Annotated in this window: 16 protein-coding genes and 1 pseudogene; 15 read left to right on the plus strand and 2 right to left on the minus strand. The window is 70.4% G+C overall.

Features of this window, described 5'->3' with window-relative positions:
* Positions 1-311 precede the first annotated feature (311 nt).
* The 7 genes and pseudogenes from ACIRRH_RS34830 (at position 312) to ACIRRH_RS34860 (ending at position 7,848) form a co-directional block, all read left to right on the plus strand.
* Positions 312-1,364, plus strand: a complete 1,053-nt coding sequence (locus tag ACIRRH_RS34830; RefSeq protein WP_403075472.1) for a hypothetical protein — start codon at positions 312-314, stop codon at positions 1,362-1,364.
* 241 nt (positions 1,365-1,605) lie between these two features.
* Positions 1,606-1,866, plus strand: a complete 261-nt coding sequence (locus tag ACIRRH_RS34835; protein WP_403075475.1) for a hypothetical protein — start codon at positions 1,606-1,608, stop codon at positions 1,864-1,866.
* A 516-nt stretch (positions 1,867-2,382) separates the two neighbouring features.
* Positions 2,383-3,606 (plus strand): S1 family peptidase, encoded by a 1,224-nt coding sequence (locus ACIRRH_RS34840; RefSeq protein ID WP_403075477.1) that lies wholly within the window; start codon positions 2,383-2,385, stop codon positions 3,604-3,606.
* A gap of 37 nt (positions 3,607-3,643) precedes the next feature.
* Positions 3,644-4,147: a hypothetical protein gene (locus ACIRRH_RS34845; protein WP_403075478.1), complete on the plus strand. Its 504-nt coding sequence runs from the start codon at positions 3,644-3,646 to the stop codon at positions 4,145-4,147.
* Between the two features lie 1,279 nt (positions 4,148-5,426).
* Positions 5,427-5,741, plus strand: a complete 315-nt coding sequence (locus tag ACIRRH_RS34850; protein WP_403075481.1) for a hypothetical protein — start codon at positions 5,427-5,429, stop codon at positions 5,739-5,741.
* Positions 5,742-5,994: 253 nt separating this feature from the next.
* Positions 5,995-6,549, plus strand: a pseudogene (locus ACIRRH_RS34855) (sensor histidine kinase); the annotation flags it as partial.
* 108 nt (positions 6,550-6,657) lie between these two features.
* Entirely contained in the window at positions 6,658-7,848 is a 1,191-nt protein-coding gene (locus tag ACIRRH_RS34860; RefSeq protein WP_403075483.1) for a serine hydrolase domain-containing protein, read from the plus strand.
* Between the two features lie 153 nt (positions 7,849-8,001).
* Here ACIRRH_RS34860 and ACIRRH_RS34865 read toward each other — a convergent pair whose 3' ends face one another.
* A complete protein-coding gene (locus tag ACIRRH_RS34865) occupies positions 8,002-8,598 on the minus strand; it encodes a TetR/AcrR family transcriptional regulator (protein WP_403075486.1) in 597 nt (198 codons plus the stop codon).
* A 143-nt stretch (positions 8,599-8,741) separates the two neighbouring features.
* On the opposite strand from ACIRRH_RS34865, the gene ACIRRH_RS34870 reads away from it, so the two are divergent.
* The 8 genes from ACIRRH_RS34870 to ACIRRH_RS34905 all read left to right on the plus strand — a co-directional run bounded on the left by ACIRRH_RS34870 (position 8,742) and on the right by ACIRRH_RS34905 (position 16,401).
* Positions 8,742-10,295: an AMP-binding protein gene (locus ACIRRH_RS34870; RefSeq protein ID WP_403075489.1), complete on the plus strand. Its 1,554-nt coding sequence runs from the start codon at positions 8,742-8,744 to the stop codon at positions 10,293-10,295.
* Between the two features lie 11 nt (positions 10,296-10,306).
* Complete coding sequence (locus ACIRRH_RS34875; protein ID WP_403075491.1) at positions 10,307-11,488, plus strand: acyl-CoA dehydrogenase family protein; 1,182 nt, start codon at positions 10,307-10,309, stop codon at positions 11,486-11,488.
* Positions 11,489-11,619: 131 nt separating this feature from the next.
* Positions 11,620-13,077 carry an MFS transporter gene (locus tag ACIRRH_RS34880; protein ID WP_403075494.1) on the plus strand — a complete coding sequence of 486 codons (1,458 nt, stop codon included), beginning with the start codon at positions 11,620-11,622 and terminating at the stop codon, positions 13,075-13,077.
* A gap of 509 nt (positions 13,078-13,586) precedes the next feature.
* Positions 13,587-14,654: a hypothetical protein gene (locus ACIRRH_RS34885; protein WP_403075495.1), complete on the plus strand. Its 1,068-nt coding sequence runs from the start codon at positions 13,587-13,589 to the stop codon at positions 14,652-14,654.
* Positions 14,655-15,007: 353 nt separating this feature from the next.
* The gene (locus ACIRRH_RS34890) at positions 15,008-15,403 is read left to right on the plus strand and encodes a hypothetical protein (RefSeq protein WP_403075497.1); all 396 of its coding nucleotides are present in this window, start codon (positions 15,008-15,010) and stop codon (positions 15,401-15,403) included.
* Positions 15,404-15,902: 499 nt separating this feature from the next.
* Positions 15,903-16,025: a hypothetical protein gene (locus ACIRRH_RS34895; protein ID WP_403075499.1), complete on the plus strand. Its 123-nt coding sequence runs from the start codon at positions 15,903-15,905 to the stop codon at positions 16,023-16,025.
* A 14-nt stretch (positions 16,026-16,039) separates the two neighbouring features.
* A complete protein-coding gene (locus ACIRRH_RS34900; RefSeq protein ID WP_403075502.1) occupies positions 16,040-16,213 on the plus strand; it encodes a hypothetical protein in 174 nt (57 codons plus the stop codon).
* Positions 16,210-16,401 carry a hypothetical protein gene (locus tag ACIRRH_RS34905; protein WP_403075504.1) on the plus strand — a complete coding sequence of 64 codons (192 nt, stop codon included), beginning with the start codon at positions 16,210-16,212 and terminating at the stop codon, positions 16,399-16,401. The genes ACIRRH_RS34900 and ACIRRH_RS34905 overlap by 4 nt, the downstream gene beginning before the upstream one ends.
* A 179-nt stretch (positions 16,402-16,580) precedes the next feature.
* On the opposite strand, the gene ACIRRH_RS34910 is transcribed toward ACIRRH_RS34905, so the two are convergent.
* Positions 16,581-19,244 carry an SdrD B-like domain-containing protein gene (locus ACIRRH_RS34910; protein WP_403075506.1) on the minus strand — a complete coding sequence of 888 codons (2,664 nt, stop codon included), beginning with the start codon at positions 19,242-19,244 and terminating at the stop codon, positions 16,581-16,583.
* Positions 19,245-19,517: the final 273 nt, after the last annotated feature.

Raw genomic sequence — 19,517 nt, forward strand, 5'->3', positions numbered from 1 at the left:
TCGAGGACCTCATCACCAGGAGGGCACGCGTCCTCGCTGCCCATCGCAGCGAACGCAAGCCGTCCCGCCGAGCCTCACAACCGAAACCCCCTACGGCCCGGAAGTCCACTACCGAGCCTGAGCAGCCGGGGCCGCTTCGCCTCTCCCGGGCGGCGAAGCGGCCCCCTGGCGGGCGGACCCGACACTCACCGACGTCGCCAGCACACACCAGCAACAGGCCGCCGCCCCTGCTCCGGGAACGGGTGAAGGGGACGGTCTCGGTTGTCCCTATCCATCGCTCTCGGGCAACGCCCACGAACTTCAGGAGATGCATGAGGCCCCGCCACCGATCCGGCACACCCATCCCTCACAAGACCGACGAACTACGACCGGCGGACAGCAAACGCACCGCCTCACCGCGTCACGTCCGCCGCACACTGGCGGCCGTCACGCTCCTTGCCGCCACACTCCTCTCTCAAGCGGGCTGTGCCGCGTCGGGCCCGTCCGCGCCGCTCACGCCGGTTCCAACGCCGCGCGTCACCAACGGTGTTGAGGAACTCAGTCTGCCCATCGAGGCCTACATGCTGACACCGGCGCAAGCTGTGGACTACGACTGGTTGCGGCAGGCCGCGATCGGCGACTGCATGAGGCGCTACGACCAGGCGTATACGGTGCCGCCCAGGCCTACCAAGGCCAGCCCCTGGTACGACCGGTACGACGTCATGCGTCGCCGCTACGGAATCTCTGACGCCGAAGCGGCCCGGAAGTGGGGCTACCACCCCCGGCCTGACACCTCCGACGCCCCGAGCGCGAAACCCGCCGTACTCGGGCAGCTGACGCAGGACGCGCAGACCGTTCTGATGGGCGTCAATCCCCAGGACGGCCAACGTGTGACGTCGTTCGCGGGCAAGGCCCTGCCAGAGGGCGGCTGTCTCACCGAGCTCGATCGTTTGCTGCCGGGGGCCAGCGGCGGACCCGCCGGACCGGCCGGCGGGGGAGAGGGAGTCGTCACCACCATTAAGGCCGCGTCGTTCGCCGACTCCCAGTCCGACCCCGAGGTCGTCGCCGCCGTCACCTCATGGTCCGCCTGCATGAAGGCGCGCGGCTACAGCGTCACGGACCCCCTCAAGGCCAGCGACCCCTTCGAGACGGCCACCGGGCCCGCGAGCAGCCAGGAGATCGATCAGGCCCAGGCCGACGTGGCTTGCAAGCAGGAGACCAACTTGCTCGGCGTGTGGTTCGCCGTAGAGTCGGACCTCCAGAACAAGGTGATCAACAAGAACTCGGCAGAGCTCGGCAAGGTCAAGGAGACCCTGGATGCCGAGGCGAAGACCCTGGACAAACTGCGTGAGCAGGACTGGCCCGCGCCGCTGCCTGCCTCCTGACGTCCGGACACCGTCACGTCGGTGCCGCCCGGACTTGCCACATCGGGGCGCTGAGTGCGCGACACGCGGCCGGATGTTCGTGGGAAAGCCAACCCAGGTTGTCGGCGTTGTGCCGTTGTTCATGACGCCGGACGGCAGTGCCCACTGTCGTCCGGCGCCCGGAATTGCGTCCCGCGAGGCGGGAACCCGGAGTCGGCAGGGCGGCAGGGCCGCAGACGCGCTGCTGTCCGCCGAGGACGCGTTGGTCCGCGCCAATGACCCGGTCGCCGACTGCGCCCTGGCCGCCGGACCGGCCGGTGCCACCATCAGCTCCGACACGGGGAAGACGCTCTCGGAACTCGGTGACCACAGGAACGCGGAGAAGCACCGCCGTGCTGCCCTGGCCGGTCGCGACCCGGAGAAGTTCAGGCGTATCCACGCTCTCACGCTGGGCGAGTTGGCGAGCACGCTCGACCAGCGCGGCCACATGGACGAGGCCGTCTCGACCTGGGGGAGGTGTTGAACCTGATGGACGGCATCACCTCAAAGCACAACACCGAGTCCATCCAAGCCATGCGTACCACGATGCGGCGCTACCAGGCGCGCGGCGTTCCCGGCGCAGCAGCTCTGTCCGAGTGCGCTCGACAGGCCCTCGCTGTGTGAACCACAGGCCCAACATGTCAACACCCATTGACGCCAATGTGCCATCTGGCCGTCGTGGCATCGTAGTTGACGTCTTCACCCTCTTACCCTGGGGTCATAAAGCAGCGCATCGTCCTTGGGGGGCTCCTGCTTGGCGTCGTCGCGTTTGGCGCCGGCTGGTATGCGGCTGCCGCGCCGGTGCCGACTTACATCATGGTCACACCTGGTCCAGCCGCCACCACGGCGGTCTCGACACTCGCTTCGGGTGGCAGCCAGTAGCCAACGCTGGTGGGTCTTCGCTCGTGCGGGTGACAATGCAGCTGGGCGCTGGCGTTGTTGGCCCACGGCGTGGGGTACTGGGCGGGTGCGTATCAGGAGGACGGCCGTCGTCGGGGCCATGCTCGGACTTCTCGCCACGGTGCCAGTCCATGCGGCTGCCGCGTCGCTCGCGCCCGGCGCCCAGCGCACGGTTGGCGTCGTGGACCCCGAGGTACTCCGGCGTCAGGTAGTCCTTGACCGGCTTGCCGACGCCATCACCGCGGTACCGGAGCACCAGCGCGCGACGATTCCGGGGTATGCCGGGCACACCGTCGATCCGCAGCAGGGCCGCCTGACCCTGTACTGGCACGGCGACGTGCCCGAGCGCATTACCGACCTGTTGATGCACACCCCGCCGGGGATCGCCGCCACGGTTCGGCAGGCGCCCTACACCCTGCGGCAGCTGCGCGAGGCGCGGGACCGGCTCGTGGCGGCCGCGGTGCGCGGCGACGCGGGCGCGGTGTGGAACTCGGCCGGGCCCGCGGCGGACGGCACCGGACTGGTTGTCGACTACACCCCTGGCCCTGTCCACCGAAACCGTGCTCTCACGCGCGAGCAGGTTGCCGCCCGCGCCGCCGAGCTTGCCGGTGTCCCGGTCGTAGCCACCCCGGCCACCGCCCCCACCGCCACCGCGACTCGCCACAGCGACGCCAACCCCTGGAGCGGCGGAGCCGAGCTTGCCGTCCCCGGTGGAGGGTTCTGTACGTCGGGCTTCGGGGCCTGGCGCGACAGGAAGGCCGTCATGATCACCGCGCATCACTGCGGGGCCTCCGGGACCTACAAGACCGGCACCGGCACCGAGATCGGCGCGGTCTCCGACTCCGACTCCGGTCTGGACGCCGCTCTCATCACCCTCAAGGGCAGCCCGTCCGGGAAGTTCTATGACGGGATGTGGAACAACGGGACCGGCTACGTCAAGCGGGCCTTTGGTGCCGGGCGAAACAACGTGGGGGACCTGGTGTGCGACAACGGCGCCATGAGCGGTGTGCACTGCGGTCTGAAGATCACCAAGACGGACGTCGCCACGTCCGTGCAGGGGGCTTGGCGCTCCGACCTCGACTATGCGACCCGCACTGACGACTCGACCATCACGGTGGCCCAGGGCGACAGCGGCGGGCCGGTGATCGCCAGCGTTACCGGCGGGGAGGACATGCAGGCCCGGGGCATCATCAGCGCCGGCGGCGGAAATACCGTTGCCTGCAACTCGGGCGTCGACACCGCCGCGCGCGTCACGTGCTGGGACACCGTCGTCTTCGTGCCGATCGCGCCGATCATCAGCAAGTTCGGCCTCTCCCTTGCCTGACCCCATGACCCCACTGACCTGATGAAAGGGCACCGTCGTGAACGTCGCGCTCATCGGCCGGATCGCGGCCACCGCCGGCGTCCTGGCCCTGGCCTGCGGCTCGGCCGCCGCCACCCAGACCCCGGGACCGCTGCGCGGCCAGGCACTGGCCGACCTCCAACAGAGCATCTACCGCACCGGCATCGGCCCGGCCACCTGGCACATCGATACCGTGGGCGCGCAGCCCGGCGAACGTGTCCAGACCGTCGAGGTCATCGGCGACCTATCCGCCGCGCGCCGTGTCCTGGAGGAGCGGTTCCCAGGCCGCACCCGGGTGGTGAGCGGTCACGTCACCTCGGACCTGGTGTGGCGGCCCGGCCACGACTACCCGCTCGAAGGCGAACTCCAGGGCCTTGGTCGGCCCGACTTTCAGATCTTCGAGACCGGCGCCGCTCCGGACGGCCGCACCACCGTCGGCGTCGTCGGTGACCTCACCGCAGCACGCACCTACCTGGAGGCCCACTACCCCGGCCGCACGATCGTCCACGACAACGCCCCCTGACCACCTGAGACCCGTACGAGCGTCGTGCGGGTCGATCGCAGGCGAGCTCGCTCCACCAACTGGCCGCCACCCCCGCCATCAGCATCGCCCTGCACACCGCTGAAGCTGTTGGTGGTGGCCAGCCCCACGCTGCTGCCACCGCGAGGCCACAGCCCGCCGCACGCCGGAACAGGAGCCGGAGCACGTCCCTGCACCCGCAAGTGTGCGAGCTCGTGCTGGAAGATGCCGCGAGCCGCGATTGAGCCACCGGTGCCCGATCGAGACGTGACGGCGGCCCTCGGCCTGCAGCGCGCTCGCCTCGGCGTATCCGTGCGGGGTCGGCGCCGGGATCCCCAACGACACGTGGACCAGGTTGGGGAGCCGGGTGAACTTTTCGACGCGCTCCCGGGAGCGGGCGCATGATGGCGTGCCGGTCCCGGGCCGGGACTTCGCCGAGTTCGACCTCGGCGTAGGCGTAGTAGTCCCATCGGGAAACCTCGTGGAACAGGGCGCTGTCCAACGCGATGCGTCCAAGCACGGACATGTGCCACAAGACGGTGACCGTGGTTGCCGCAACCGCCCAGACTCCGGGTTCCCACCCCCGCTATGGACCGAAGGCGCGAAGCGTCGCGGTGCCGACCGCGGCAGTCAAAGGCACGACCCACCATCGGGCGCCGTACAGGACGTCGCGTGCACGGGCCGACCGGGTCATCGGCAGCTCCCCCTGTGTGACCCCGCGCAGTGACGGGCCCCTTTTGCCAACACGTGGACCCTACCGTTGCAGACGACGGTCCCGACGGTGTTTCCGCGCCGCTGGTGGCAGTGTGCGGCGGACCTGGGCCGGACCGTCCTTCTCCCCTATTGGGCGAGGGGCATGGCAACTCGTAATCGGCCACAGCTCCGATGCCGCTGGTGTGCATCCAGTCATGCCAACCGGGTTCCCCTTCGGCCCGGCGCGTACGCACTCACGCCCTCCGACCTGCAGGTTTCGAGGCTCGAACCCGGATCATGCGCCATGTTCAGGTGTCCGTTGAACCCCCGTGACTCGCTGGTGGAGCTGGCTAGGTTCCCCTCGCGTCGCAACCCGACCGACCTGTGCCGGGACAGTGCTGCGCCACCGAGCGCCGGGCCTTGTCGGGGTACGAGTTCATCTGCAGAGTGAAGTACAAGCTCACGTGCAGAGTTCGGGCTGACGTGCTTGATCTGTGACGAATTGTGAGTTATGGCCGTTCCTGGGGCCGTCGCTGTGGGGGCCTTCACGTCCTGCTGGTCTCGGGTGGCAGGTAATGGCCTTGCTGCGATGGTGGAGGTCGGCGATGCCGGGCCGATGCCAGGGCAGCGGAGGAGAAGGTGTCAGCAGGAGGACGAGATGCGGCGGGCTGCCGCTCGCTTCGCGCCTGGCGAGGGCCGCTGGGACGTGCTCTTCGAGACACAGGACGAGTCGGAATGGCGCGCTCACATCCACGGCCTCCGGGCGTCGGAGACGCAGATCGACTGGACGGCGGTGCGGATGGACACGTTCTGTGGGCGCCGGATGCAGCCGACTACCTATCGGCTGAGCCTCTTCGTGCCGAATGCCGTGCCCGATCCGGGCCGGGACCGCTCCGATAATTGATCTTGCGGCTGGCGGATGCGGCATGGGGTGCTGCGAGTAGCGATTGTTGGGGTCCGTGTGTTGGCGTGCCTCGGCCGAAGTGATCGTCCTGTCGCGCCCGCCGAGGTTGAGCGTGGGTTCTGCGCGGGTGGATCGCCTCGGCCGAGGTGTGGCCGTGGGTGGTCAGATGCCCGCCAGCGCGCCTTCGAGGGTGGAGAACTGCTCACTCGCGGCGTAAACCCCTGTGTCCACAATCCGGGGGTCACCTCAGTTCCTCCTCGCCCGCCTCGACGAGGACACCCACAACGCGGCCGCCGGTCCCGGCCGAGCCTCGGCCTTCGCCCTCGACCTTGCCCCGATGGACCTGCGCACCCTGGCCGCCGACGCCCTCCGCGACGTACGTGCCCTGGACAAGGGCCGCCCGGTCACCCTCACCGGCCCCGATGGCGGGAAACCCTCCAACGCCCCCGCGATCGCCGACGAGGCCCGGCTCCGCCAGGTCGTCACCAACCTGATCGGCAACGCCGTCACCCACACCCCGCCCGGTACCCCGATCCGCATCGGTGTCGGCACCGTCGGCGCCCACGCCGTCCTCGAGGTCGCCGACCAGGGGCCCGGACTCACCCCCACCGAACGCGAACGGGTATTCGATCGCTTCTACCGCACCGACGAGTCCCGCAACCGCGCCACCGGGGGCTCCGGCCTCGGCCTCGCCATCGCCCAGGCGCTCGCCGCCGCCCACGGAGGCTACATCACCCTCGACACCGCCCCGGGCCAGGGCTGCACCTTCCGGGTCCTGCTCCCCTTGCCCTCGCCATCACCTCAGTGACCTGCGCCGCCCTCGGTGTGGTCGCGGCGCCCTCCATGCCGGACCCTGGAGGAAATTCCAGACAGCATGTACGTTATCGTTCATGCTGTCTACTAGGCAGGAGTTCACATGGCACCGATACCATCCCTGGCGGACCTCACCTGGGCGCGCGGATACACCGATCCCGCCTGGGTACGCGTTCACGCGGTCACCGGGCGCGAGAGCGTACCGAGCCGCCGCGTGTGGCGTGGCCGCACCCAGCCCCAGCCGCTACCGCTGCGCGAAGCCGATCTCGACGGCCTTCGGTTCCCAGCCCCGAACGGGCGCACCCTCGGCCTGGCCGAACTGTTCGCCGCGGCCGAGACCGACGCCTTCCTTGTGATGCACCGGGGCGCCGTCGTCCACGAGCGCTACCTGCACGGGTACGAATCCCACGTGCCGCACTTCAACGCCTCGGCGGCGAAGTCGTACACCGGTCTGATGGCGGCGATACTCGAACACCAAGGGCTGCTCGACCGGCACACCCGGGTCGGCAAGTACGTCCCCGAGCTGGCCGGGACGGCCTTCGGTGATGCCGAGGTCGACCACCTGCTCCACATGGGCACGCTGATGAGCTACGCGGGCCGGCCGTACGACAAGGCACTGGAAGCCCAGCGCTACTTCGCCGTCCTGGCCCCCCAGCTGCGCCCGTACGGGTACGCCGGGCCGACCGGCATCGGCGAGCACCTGGCCACCGCACGGGCCACCGGCGAACCCGGCACCGAGTTCCGCTACGAGAACGGGAACGTCGAAGCACTCGCCGCGGTCCTCCGCCGCATCACCGGAACCAGCACGTCGGAGCTGCTCAGCGAACTCCTGTGGTCGCGCATCGGCGCGGAGGAGGACGCGTACTACCTCCTCGACGGGGAAGGCGTCGAAGCCGCGTGCGGAGGGTTCAGTGCGACCCTGCGCGATGTCGCACGGCTCGGCGAGATGCTGCGCTGCGGCGGCGCGGTCGGGGATCGGCAGGTCGTACCGGAGGCCGTCGCCACCACGATCGTCAGCGGGGTCCCGGACGGGTACGCCCATCGGGTCCGGTTCCCCGGAGCGCCGACGACGGCGCCAGCCACGCTCTCGTACCACGACCTGTGGTGGATCCCCAACGATCCGTACGGGTCCTTCATGGCCAGTGGCATCCACGGCCAGCGCCTGTTCGTCTCACCCGGCCTGGACCTCGTCGTGGTGCACTACGGCGCCCAGATCATGTCGCCGGTCGCACCGCAGGTTCCACTCGTCCAGGCGTTCATCGAGCTCGGACGGCACCTCAACGATCTCCACTGACAAGGGCGTTCGGTCCGGCCGTACGCTCGGCCGAACCCGGGCCGCGCCCGACCTGCGAGCCCTGGCCCGCCCCCGTCGCACGGGCGGCGCGAACGGCGCCGCGCGGGTCCGGCCCGCGCCTCCTTCCGCCCCGAGCCGACACGGTGCCACCTGTCAGCCGACGGGATCGAATCCGCTGGCCCAGTAGCGCCCGCGCCTGGACAGGCCGAGCAGCAGTTCGGCCAGCCCCTCGGCCGGCATCCGGTCCGCCTCCCCCTCCAGCCACCACTGCATCACGGCGCAGTGCTCGCCGACCCAGGCCCGGGCGAGGACCTCGGGGTCGATGCGCGGTTCACGGTGGTTCTGCTCCGCCCGGCGGCGGAAGACGGCGGCGATGCGGCGCACCGCCTCCTCGGTGAACATGCGCAGGGGCTTGCCGTCACCCTCGCCGCGCAGGATGACCCGGTAGAGGTCGCGTTCCTCCTCGGCGTGGTGCAACAGCGCCAGCAGCGGCTCACCGGTGAATCCCGTGTCGGACTTGTCAGCGAGCGGCTGCAGGCGCTCCCCCAGCTCCTGGAGCAAGTCGGTGGTGACCCTGGTGAAGAGGTCGTCCTTGTCGCGGCAGTGGCTGTAGAAGGTGGCGCGCGCGACATCGGCCCGCTCGGTGATGTCCTCCACGGTGAGCGCCGCGAAGCCGCGCTCCATCACCAATGCCACCAGGGCGTCGCGCAGCGCGCGCCGGGTCCGGCGTGTGCGCCTGTCCTCGGCCATCGTCACCTTTCGATCCAGGGGATGCGGATGCGGCGGCCGGGGCCGCAGCGAACTCCCAGTATAGAGACCCTTGACAGCCGAGACGTTAATGGACAACCTGTCCGGAAACGATCTGGATGTTTGAAACCAGTCAGGGGTTGAACATGAACCTGGGCGCCTACCTCACCCGCAGTGCCCGCTACCGGCCCGACGAGCCCGCCCTGGTGTGCGGTGAACAGTCATGGACCTTCCGGCAGTTGGAGCAGGACGCCAACCGCCTGGCTTCGGCCCTGGTGGCGCGGGGGCTGCGCCCCGGCGACGCGGTCGCGAGTGTGGCGTGGAACCGCGGCGAACTGCTGGTGGTCGAGTTCGCGCTCTACAAGGCCGGCCTGCTGCGGGCACCCGTCAACGCCCGGCTGGGCCGCTCGGAGATCACGCACATCCTCGGCTACGCCCCCGTACGCGTCCTGGTCTTCGACGCGGCGCACCGCGAGGACGCCCTGGCCGCGATCACGGCCTCGGGAGCCGACTGCGCGGCCGTGCAGTTCGACGGCGCGGATTCCGAAGTGCTGTCCTACGCGGACCTGCTGGCCGAAGGCACCGTCGAACCGGTGAGTGTCGAGATGCGAGCGGAGGACCCGGCGGTCCTCAACTTCAGCTCCGGGTCGACCGGGGCGCTCAAGGCCGCCACCCAGACCTTCGGCAACCGCCTGGCCAACATGCGCAAGCAGCTGATGGGCGAACCCCGGCCCCGCCCGGACACTCGCTACCTGGCCTGCGGCCCGATCACCCACGCCTCCGGCATGGCCCTGCTGGCCTGCGTCTTCGCCGGCACGACGATCCACGTGCTGCCCACCTGGAACGTGGACGCCTTCCTGGCGACGGTCGAACGCGAGCGCATCAACTCCACCTTCCTGGTGCCGGCGATGCTCAGCATGGTGCTGGCCCACCCGGAGCTGGCCGAACACGACCTCTCCAGCCTCACCGATCTGCGGGTGGGCGGGGCACCGATCTCCCCGCAGCGGCTTCGGCAGGCCGTCGAGGCGTTCGGGCCGGTCGTCGGACAGGGCTACGGCACGGCCGAGACCACCAGCGTCGTCGCCGGGCTGACCAGCGCCGAGATCGCCCGTGCCGTCGCGGCCGACCCGGAGCTGCTGGCCTCCTGCGGCCGAGCCGTCTACGACAGCGAGATCCGCGTCGTCGACGAGCAGGGACGCGAACTCCCGCCCCGTGAAGTCGGCGAGATGATCGTGCGCGGCCCGGACTGCGTCACCGAGTACTGGAACGACCCGGAGCTGTCCGCGCAAACCTTCCGCAACGGCTGGGTCCACACCGGCGACCTGGCCTGGATGCGCGAGGACGGCTATCTGTTCATCGTCGACCGGATCAAGGACATGATCATCTCCGGCGGCTTCAACATCTACAGCACCGAGGTCGAAGCAGCCCTCTACGAACACCCCGCGGTGTTCGAGGCCTGCGTGGTGGGCGTGCCGGACGAGCAGTGGGGCGAGGCGGTCAAGGCCGTGGTCGCCCTCCACCCGGGCGACGCACCGACCGAGACCGAGCTGATCGAGTTCTGCGCCGAACGCCTGGACCGCCTCAAGAAGCCCCGCTCCGTGGACTTCGTACCCGTGCTCCCGCACAACCGCAACGGCAAGGTCGACCGCAAGGCCGTCCGCGAAACCTACTGGGCCGGCGCAGACCGGCGCGTCAACTGAGGACTCAGCCCGTGCTCTTCTCCCTGCACCCCGACTACCCCGCCGACCCCCTGCTGCAGGACCTGGTCGAGCGACTGCGCGACTACCTCGACGGCGAACTCGCCGCCTACGAAGCCGAACACGACGTCACTCCCGGGACGCCGATCACCCGCACCCTGCTGGAACCCGTCTGGAGGCGCAGCCGCGAGCTCGGCTTCTACGGCATCCACCTGCCGCCCGACCTCGGCGGCCAGGGCCTGACCTACACCCAACTCGCCGCACTGAAGGAGGAGATCGGCGCGAGCGGGCGCGTGCTCGGACACAGCGTGCTCGGTGAGATGGGCGGTCCGCTGCGGGTCGGCGACATCCTCGCCGGCGCCACCCCGCACCAGCTCGACACCTACTTCCTGCCCGTCGTGCGTGGCGAGCGCGCCTGCTGCTTCTCCCTCACCGAGACCGATGCCGGCTCGGACGTGCGCGCGATGCGCACCGTCGCCGTGCCCGAGCCGGGCGGATACCGCCTCACCGGCCACAAGGTCTTCTCCAGCGCGGGACCGGTCGCCGACTTCGCCATCGTGATCGCCCGGATGGACGGCACCGAGAAGACCTTCTCCGCCTTCGTGGTCGACCTCGACAGCCCCGGCTGCCAGGTCACCGACGGCGCCACCCCGATGTCCGGCGAGCACATCGAAAGCGACATCGTTCTCGAGAACTGCTTCGTCTCGGCCGCCAACCTGCTCGGCCGCGAGGGCGACGGCCTGCTGCTCGGCCTGGGCCGGGTCAACGTCAACCGCCTGCTGCACTGTCCCAGCGTCCTCGGCATGGCCCGACGCGCGATCGCGCTGACCCTGGACCGCGTCCGGACCCGCACCGTGGGCGGCGCCCCGCTCGCCGACCTGCAGTCCGTCCAGCACAAACTCGCCGATCTGGCCACCGAGTTCTACGCCGCGCGCGCCATGACCTACGCCGCACTCACCGACCTGGACACCGGCACGGTGCCCCGGTTGGAGGCCTTCATGTGCAAGTACTTCGTCGCCGAGTCGGCGTTCCGGATCCTCGACCAGGCCGTGCAGATCCACGGCAAGGAGGGTCTCACCCAGGGCAACGAGGTCGAGTTCCTGTTCCGGAAGGTCCGCATGTTCCGGGTCCTGACCGGCACCACCGAGATCCAGAAGAACGGCATCGCCAAGCTCCTGCTGCGCCGGGGCGACTGAACACGGCCGGCTGCCGGTCGCCCGAGCCGCCCGGCAGCCGGACACATCGGACAGCAGCCACACCCACTTTGTTCGGACGGCACCACCCCCACCTCGTTCCGCCACCGAAAACCGTGCTCGCTGGAGGATCCATGCCGCGTGTCAGTGCTGCCACAGGCCCTGCAACAACCAGCCGGAGCGACACCCGCGTCGCCGCGGCCGTCGGATTCCTGATCTTCGTCGAACTCACCAGCGGCATCATCCAGGGGATGACGCCCGCGCTGACCCCGCGGCTGGGAACGGAACTCTCGATCAGCGCGGGAGACCTCAACCTGGTGGCCGGCGTGCAACTGCTGGCCGCAGCGGTCAGCGTCCCGCTCCTCGGCCGCCTCGGGGACGTATACGGACACCGGCGCATGCTGCGGATCGCGGTGGCGAGCCTGGCCGCCGGCTCACTGCTGGTCGCCTGGTCCCCCTCCGTCGGCGTGCTGCTCCTCGGCCGCATCCTGCAGGGCCCGCTGGCCGCCCTGCTGCCCCTGGAGATGGGCCTGGTTCGCGACCGGCTCAGCCCCCAGCGCGCCCGCCGCGCCATCGGCCTGCTGGTCGGTGCCCTCACGTTCGGCTCCAGCACCGGAATGGTCCTCGCGGGACTGCTCAGCCGGGCCATCCCGAGCGTTCACGGCATCCTGCTCGTACCCGCCGTCGCCACCATGGTCTGCACCGTCGTCGTGTTCGTCCTCGTGCCGGAGTCCGCCACCAGGGCGCGCGGCGCCATCGACTGGGCCGGCGCCGCTCTCCTGAGCCTCGGCCTCGCCGCCCTGCTGGCGGGGGTTTCGCAGGGATCCAAGGGCGGCTGGACCACCCCCGCACCGGCCACCCTCCTCCTGTTCGCCGCCACCGTGCTGACGGTATGGGTGTTCGTGGAACTCCGTGCCCCACACCCCGTGGTGGACATCAGAATCACCGTCAGGCGCAGCCTGCTCCCCGTCTACGCCGCCGGCTTCCTGCTTGGCGTCACCCTCTACGGCGCACAGGTCGCCGCCGCCCTCTTCCTGGCCGCCTCACCCGACAAGGAGGGCTACGGCTTCGGCTACAGCACCCTCGGCATCGGCTGGGTCCTGTTCCCCGCCGGGATCTGCGCCTTCGCCGCCGCCACCGTCTCGCCGACGCTGGGCAGAGTACTGGGCGCCCGCGCAGTACCCGCCCTCGGCGGCTGCCTGCTCGCCGCCGGATACACCACGTTGGTCCTCACCCACCATGCGGTCTGGCAGTTCGCGCTGCTCAACGTCGGACTGGGATTCGGCACCGGGCTCGTCCTGAGCACCCTGCCCGCCCTGGTCCTCGACGTCAGCCCCGCCGATCGCACCGGCATCGCCACCGGCCTCTACAGCACGGCCAAAACCCTCGGCGGCAGCATCGGCAGTGCCGTCTTCGCCGCCGTCCTCACGGCGATGACCGTCCAGGGCACCACCGTCCCCACCGAAGCGGCGTACACCACTGTCTGGTGGCTCTGCGCCGCCGTCTCCCTCGGCATCACCGGCGCCGTTGCCGTCCTGCTGCGCCGCGATCCCGCCCCGACGGCCGCCTCCTCCGTACCGACACCCGTCTGACCGGTGGTGAAGGGCCACCCGGTGCCGGCAAGGGGCGCCCTGCCTCGCTGGCGGTCCGTGGCGAGTGGAACTCGGGCGTGCTACGTGCCCCTGGCCGGGATCCGAGGCCGCCGTCACCGTCGCCGCGACCGCGCCCGGCACTGCGCGTCGGCCTGATCGGCCGTAGATGAACTTGATGTCGGTCCAGGCGCGACTGTACGTGCACCAGTAGCCGACCGCTGGCGGACGCCAGGCGTCCGGCCCCTTGTCTCCCTTGGCCCGGTTCGACGCGGCGGAGACCGCAATCAGCTTGCTGTGGGTCAGGTCGTTGGCGAAGGCCTCGCGCTTGTCGGTCGTCCAGGCGTCAGCGCCGACTGGCGGGGGGCGTCATTCCGAGTGCGCGATATTCCGGCAAGTGGCAACCCGGTCGGTGCCTGGCTGCAGCAGGGCTGACCGCATGTGCTGTCCGCCCCCGCGGCTATGGTGACGGCATGGCACAGACGCTTCCGGACCTGATCACTGAGGCGGCGGTGCTGTCCGTTGCCGGAGCCGGGCTCCGGTCTTACACACTGGGCCCCGCGCTCGTCGGTACAGGGGCGGACGCCACTGTCGTCATCCTCGTACCCGGAGACGACCCGAAGAGCGGTGTACAGGACTCCAGCAGGATCCGCCTGCACGGGGAGGGAGGCCCGGATCTCCGCTCACGGTTCGGTTCCCGCGATGCCCCGCCCATTCAGCTGTTCGCACGCCTTGAGCAGGGATACCTTCCCCTTGGCAGCGCGTTCTGCAGGGGGACATCCTGGGGACATGACGGCTTCGACCACGCCGAGCTGGAGTTCGACCAGCCGCTGAGCCGAGAGGTGCTGGACGCGGTCAGGCCCGTCCGGGCGGTCGGTCCGGTACCGGCAGTGGACTGGGTCGACCATGTGGAGGCGGACCCGATTCGGGCGCTGGAGTCGTTCGCCCTTGGATGGTTCCCCGCCGATCAGGCGGGAGCGGACGGCAACGGCGGTGCGGCGGGCGGGCGGGAGGATCTGCCGGAGGCGTTGGCTGCATTCCACCGACTGGCACGTCTGCGCCCGGCCCTCCACGGGTTCCATGATCCGGTCCTGGAACAACCGGAGCCTGCCGGCGGACCGCTCGGCGACAGGCTGGTCTTCGCACGGTGGGCGCAGGGCTACCGGGACTGGTCCATCCCGTGGCCGCTGCGGGAGCAGGACGGATCCGATCCCGTCGTGTGGGAGACCGAAGACCCCCAGAGCGCCGACTACCGGGAGACGACCGTCGAGCAGGAACCCCTCAGCCGCTTCCTCCTGAAGTACACCATCTTCGAGGCCATGATCGCCTCCCCCTACCACGCCCGGACCTACCGCCTGCCGGCTGCGAGCCTGGACCCACTGCTGAGCACGCTCCGGCCGGTACCGCTGAGCCCGTTCCTGCCGGCCTACGACGCCTCGAGGTTCTTCGTCGCCCCGGGCCTGATCGCGGCGGTCAGCAGCGACGGGAGCGACGCGGGTGTCAGCTTCGCCGCACTCCACCGCGGGACCCTGATGGCACTCCTCGACTACGGCTTCCGCTGGTTCCGCTTCGACGGCTGAAGCCGGAACTATGTTCCCGGACAGCAGGAGGCCGACCCGCCCGAAGGCTCGGCGGGCCGACCCTTGCTGCTACGCGCAGGTGTCGAGCATCTCGACCAGCGCCGCCTTCTCGGAGTCGGTGACGGAGAGGCCGTAGAGGTGCTTAATGTCGACCCAGGCACGGGAGTAGGTGCACCAGTACGACTGCCGCGGCGGCCGCCAGGCGTCCGGCCCCTTGTCGGCCTTCGCCTGTTCGAGGCGGCGGAGACCGCGACCAGCTGGTCGTGGGTCAAGTCGTTGGCGAAGGCCCGGCGCTTGCCCCGTGCCCGGGGCGGGGGGTGTGCCGGGCGGGGTTGCGGGGCAGAGGGTGGACCATGGAGATCACCATCGCCGGTACGGGGCTCGCGGGCGGGGCGTGGCCGGAGCTGCTGCCCGACCGGCGCCCGGTCCTGGTGGTACCCGCCCCAGCCGCACCCCCACCCCATCCAGTCGACGACTGGTCCCGCGAAGCCGCCTGCCCGCACGACACCCCCCACCCCGGCTGGGCCGCCACCGCCGCGCCACCGCACTTGACCGTGCACCGCCCCACCGGACAGCCCTGGTACGACGCGCCCGTCACCGCCGGCCGTGAATGGTGGCGCGCGCTACGTACCCACGAGGTCCTGCTCCTGGTGACCGGCCCGTTCACCGACGTCTTCGACTTCCGCCGCGCCGCCGAAGCCGGCGCACTGGCCCTGCTGACGGTCGACACCGCCTTCACCACTCCCTGACATCCCCGGCCCGCTATGGCGGCCGCTGCCACCCCGCGAGGCCGTCCGCGGGGGAGACGATGAGGACGCGATCGCCCGGACGGCGTTGAGCGGGTGCCCGGCAGGGCCCGCCCAAGTGCGGCGAGACCCTCGCCCGGATACGACGGCCGGGGGCGCGGCCCGTGGAGGGTGATCTCGCCATCGACTCCCACCGGCTTGAGTACGGCTACTCAGGCACCGGCCCGGGTCGCACTCCTAGCGTGGTGGCACCAGACGAGACGGAGGGAGCCGGGTGTTGTTCGGCAAGAGGTAGGCGAAGAGCTGTCTGGGGGCCGCGATGGTCCTCGCCGCCCTGGTCGGGGTCGTGCTCGCGCCCTACATCGGGATGTGGATCGACATCGGCCCTGCCAACTGACCCGGAGCGCTTGAGTGCCGTCCGGGAGACAAGCCCACACTCAGCCGGCCCTGCCCACCCCGCCCCTGCTGCACCCCGCGCGCTCTCGATGGCGCCGCAGGCGACATGGCCTGGCGGATCCCTGAGGAGCAGCCAGGCCCCGGACGCCTCGCCCAGGCCGCCGGCCACTCGCTGCGCACCGCGCAGCGCTGGGCCCACGCCCTCCAGGCCGTGGTCGAGGCAGACTGACCGGCGACATCCCCATGACCAAAGCCAACGCCGTGAAGGTCGAGCGGGCGGTACGGGCGGCCGGGCAGCCGCGGGTGAAGAAGCGGGTGCGCCGCGACGCCGAGAAGAACGGCTTCATGCTCCACATCCCGGCGACCATCGACTACTCCGCGGCCGGCGGCTCCACCGATGACCCCCGCCCCGGATGATCACCCAGAAGATGCCCGGCGACGTGGCCCGCCGCCTGTACGAGCCCCGCGACGCCGGAGCCAGCCAGGACGAGCAGGAGCGGATCCTCGCCGAGGGCCTGCGCGAGCACTACTTCAAGGACAACGGGCACCGCGCCAGCGGTCTCGACGGCGCCGCCTCGGTCCCCACTGCGATCCCTCCCCGGTGATCAACAAATCCGGCGATCATCCCAGCCCCAAGGCCCGCGACTCAACCTGACAGCACCCCTCAACACCCTCGGGCAGCCGCGCAAACAGTCGGGCGGGTCCGGGGACCAACGGTCCCACGAACCCGCCCGATTCGGGCCCGGTGCCGGTCTTCCCCCGCCGGGCCCACTCACTGCGAACGCTAGCCGCGCTGGGCGGCCTTGCGCCTGCGGACCACCAGCACCATGGCGGTGCCGAGGACGATCAGCGCCGCAGCGCTGGTCAATGCGATCGGCATCCCCTCACCCGCACCGGTGTGGGGCAGTTGCCCGGGTGCGGGAGGCTGCGGGGCGGGGGCCGGCGGCACCGGAGCCGCCGACGTCGGCGCCGGGGTCGGCGTCTCGGTCGGGGTGGGCGTCGGCGTCGGGGTGGGGATCAGCTTGTTGACGGCCGTCACCTCCACACCGGCGTCCAGGTTCGCCGAGGTCAGCTTCAGCGGACCGAAGACGGTGACCTCCGGCGCCTCGTAGCCGGCCGGCGGGCTCAGCTCCTGCCAGTAGTACGTCCCCGGCACCCCGGTGCCCTGGCAGATGCCGTCGGCCCCGGTCGTGCAGGGCTCACCGACCTTGGTGTCGGGCTTGTCGCCGGTCGGCTGGAGCCCGTCGGTCCCGTTGGTCTCGTGCCACAGCTGGAACTTGGCGCCCGCCAGCGGCTTGCCGTCCTGGTCGTGCTTGACCAGGCGCAGCGCACCCTCCTGCAGGCGGAAGCCGAAGTCGTAGGTGTGGTCGTTCTCGCCGGGGCCACCGGTGGTCAGTGCCCGTTCCGGGAACTTGCCGCCCTTCGGAACGATGCCCTTGGAGTCGATGAAGTGGTTGTCACCGACGTCGTGGTCGGTCGGCACCCACTGGAAGAGGGGGCCGTCCTTGGCGTAGTCGGCGGGGTTGTCCAGCTTGATCGTGTACTTGGTCCTCGGCTTGAGGCCGCCGTCGACGTTGCTGTCGTCGAAGTAGTACTCGCCGCGCTGGGTCGTCTTGGTCGTGCCGACGAGCTTGCCCGCCTCGTCGTACAGGTGGACGGTCGCGCCCGGTACCGGCTTCTGGCCCGGCAGTTGGAGGCCGCTGCGCTCGGGGTCGTACCAGACCCGGTTGCCGATCTGGAGCGGCGCCTGGTCGCAGAGGACCTCCAGGTCGCCCATCGCGGCGCCCTTGCCGAACGGCGAGGAGTTCGTGCCCTCCGGGTTCATCCGCACGCCGCCGTCCGCCTTGCCGTTGCGCTTGACGGAGGCGGTGCCGTAGCCGACGATCATGTAGTTGGTGTCGTAGCCCGCGGTCGCGATGGAGTCCTCGACCTTCGAGAACGCCAGCCCGGCGTTGGCCGCGTTGTTGTGGCCGAGGCGGTTGTTGTCGAAGAACCGGGTGCCCCGAGTGGTGGCCCCGCAGCCGTTGTTGGTGTCCAGCACATAGGTGCCGTTCACCAGGCAGGCCTTGTTCAGGTCACCACCGGACAGAACCGGGGTCCCCTGGCCCTGCGTCGGGCCGGCCGAGGACTGGTCGCCGAAGCGGTCCCGGAAAGCGATCAGCATCGAGCCGTCGGTCTCGAACGCGATCTCGCCCAACTCCGGTTCGGGATTGGCCAGGGAGCTGTTGCAGGCCTGGCCGTTCTGCGAAGTCGGGAAGGTGTCCTGCCACGGGAACCAGGCGGTACCCGGGCACGACGTCGGGACCGAGACAGCACGCGGGAAGTCGAGCGGCTGGTTCAGCACCGCCGACTTGAACGCGCCGGTGGCCAGGTCGAACGGCAGCACCACGGCCCGCAGGTCCGAGGCCTTGCCGGTGGACTCGCCGGAGCAGACGCCGCCGAGGAAGCCGACGCCGTCCTGGAGGCCGAGGCCGTACGGACGCCAGTCCCCCGGCGCCGCGCAGCCCGGGTCCGGGATCGGGTAGGAGGCCTTGGGCGCGGCCGCCGTCGCCGCGGTGGCGTCGTAGCGGTAGAGCTTGCGGTCGTGCAGGTTGACGACGAAGAGGTCCTTGCCGTCGTCGGTGATCTTGATGCCGCCGAGGCTCTCCTTGCCCACCGGGGCCAGGAAGCCGTCGTCGTTGCCCGGGGTGTGCGGGGTGGTGCCCGCGTCCGGGACGGTGGCGAACAGCGTGGTCTTCTTCTGCGCCACGTCGGTGACGTAGATCCCGCCGGGGCCGCCGGGACCGTAGCTCGTGGTCCGCTTGGCCTGGGCCGAGGCGAAGACTCGCCGGTCGGCCTTGTTCCAGGCGATGCCGTAGAGGTTGCCGGTCTGCTCGGCGGTGGCCAGGTCGGTCACCGGCACGTTGGTGCCGGCCACCCCGCGGGAGTTGTACGGGTAGGACACCAGCGTGTGCGCCGCCCCGCCCTCCCTGGGCACGGGCTGGCAGGTCGTCACCAGCGGCGCGTTCTTCTGGCAGTAGTCACCCGGGCTCCACAGCCCCGTGGTGATCTCCACCTTCTTGCCGCCGGACAGGTCGACGAACTCCTCGTTGGAGCTCAGCTTGTTCGGCCCGCCGTCCAGACCCTCGCGGGAGGCGAAGGCCGGGTAGAGCACGCCCGGCTTCGGATTCACCACCTGGACCCGGTACTTGCCACCGGTCAGCTTGCTCGCCGCCGGCGCCACCGTCACGGTGCCGTCCGCCGCCGTGGTGCCCTCGATCGAGACCCCGGCGGCGTCGGTGAGCGTCACCTTCACGCCCGCCATGCCCGATTCCAGCCCGGGCGTCCACACACCGTCGGTGTCCACGGCCCGGATCACGTGGACCGCCACCGTGCCGTCCCCAGTCTGGGGGAAGGCCGGTGGGGCCGCCGCCAGGGACCAGGACCCGGCCAGCAAGGCCAGCGTCACCGCGCCGCCCGCGGTGCGAAGGCCCGCGGCACGGCGGCCAGGTGGACCCGTCCGCCCCCCGCCCGGGCCGCGCGCGGCACCGGCGGTACGCTCACTTGTCGTCGTCATCCCTGCTCTCATTGTCCAGTTCGGGTCTTCCGCCCGCCCGCCCTCGTGAGCGAGTTCGCGAGTGGCGGAAAGCCGCCATCGTTAACGGGAGCTTAAAGGGACTTCACACAAGTTCGCCGGGAAACCAGGAACTTTGACCTGGCATCAGGCGTTACGAGGCCGTCA

The organism is Kitasatospora sp. NPDC101235 (assembly GCF_044767505.1).
GTDB lineage: Bacteria > Actinomycetota > Actinomycetes > Streptomycetales > Streptomycetaceae > Kitasatospora.

Bases quoted from the DNA above. Each gene is read 5' to 3' on its own strand.
- ACIRRH_RS34830 (WP_403075472.1), top strand. From the start codon at position 312: ATGAGGCCCCGCCACCGATCCGGCACACCCATCCCTCACAAGACCGAC.
- ACIRRH_RS34840 (WP_403075477.1), top strand. From the start codon at position 2,383: ATGCTCGGACTTCTCGCCACGGTGCCAGTCCATGCGGCTGCCGCGTCG.
- ACIRRH_RS34850 (WP_403075481.1), top strand. From the start codon at position 5,427: ATGGTGGAGGTCGGCGATGCCGGGCCGATGCCAGGGCAGCGGAGGAGA.
- ACIRRH_RS34860 (WP_403075483.1), top strand. From the start codon at position 6,658: ATGGCACCGATACCATCCCTGGCGGACCTCACCTGGGCGCGCGGATAC.
- ACIRRH_RS34865 (WP_403075486.1), bottom strand. From the start codon at position 8,598: ATGGCCGAGGACAGGCGCACACGCCGGACCCGGCGCGCGCTGCGCGAC.
- ACIRRH_RS34870 (WP_403075489.1), top strand. From the start codon at position 8,742: ATGAACCTGGGCGCCTACCTCACCCGCAGTGCCCGCTACCGGCCCGAC.
- ACIRRH_RS34880 (WP_403075494.1), top strand. From the start codon at position 11,620: ATGCCGCGTGTCAGTGCTGCCACAGGCCCTGCAACAACCAGCCGGAGC.
- ACIRRH_RS34890 (WP_403075497.1), top strand. From the start codon at position 15,008: ATGGAGATCACCATCGCCGGTACGGGGCTCGCGGGCGGGGCGTGGCCG.
- ACIRRH_RS34895 (WP_403075499.1), top strand. From the start codon at position 15,903: ATGGCCTGGCGGATCCCTGAGGAGCAGCCAGGCCCCGGACGCCTCGCC.
- ACIRRH_RS34900 (WP_403075502.1), top strand. From the start codon at position 16,040: ATGACCAAAGCCAACGCCGTGAAGGTCGAGCGGGCGGTACGGGCGGCC.
- ACIRRH_RS34905 (WP_403075504.1), top strand. From the start codon at position 16,210: ATGATCACCCAGAAGATGCCCGGCGACGTGGCCCGCCGCCTGTACGAG.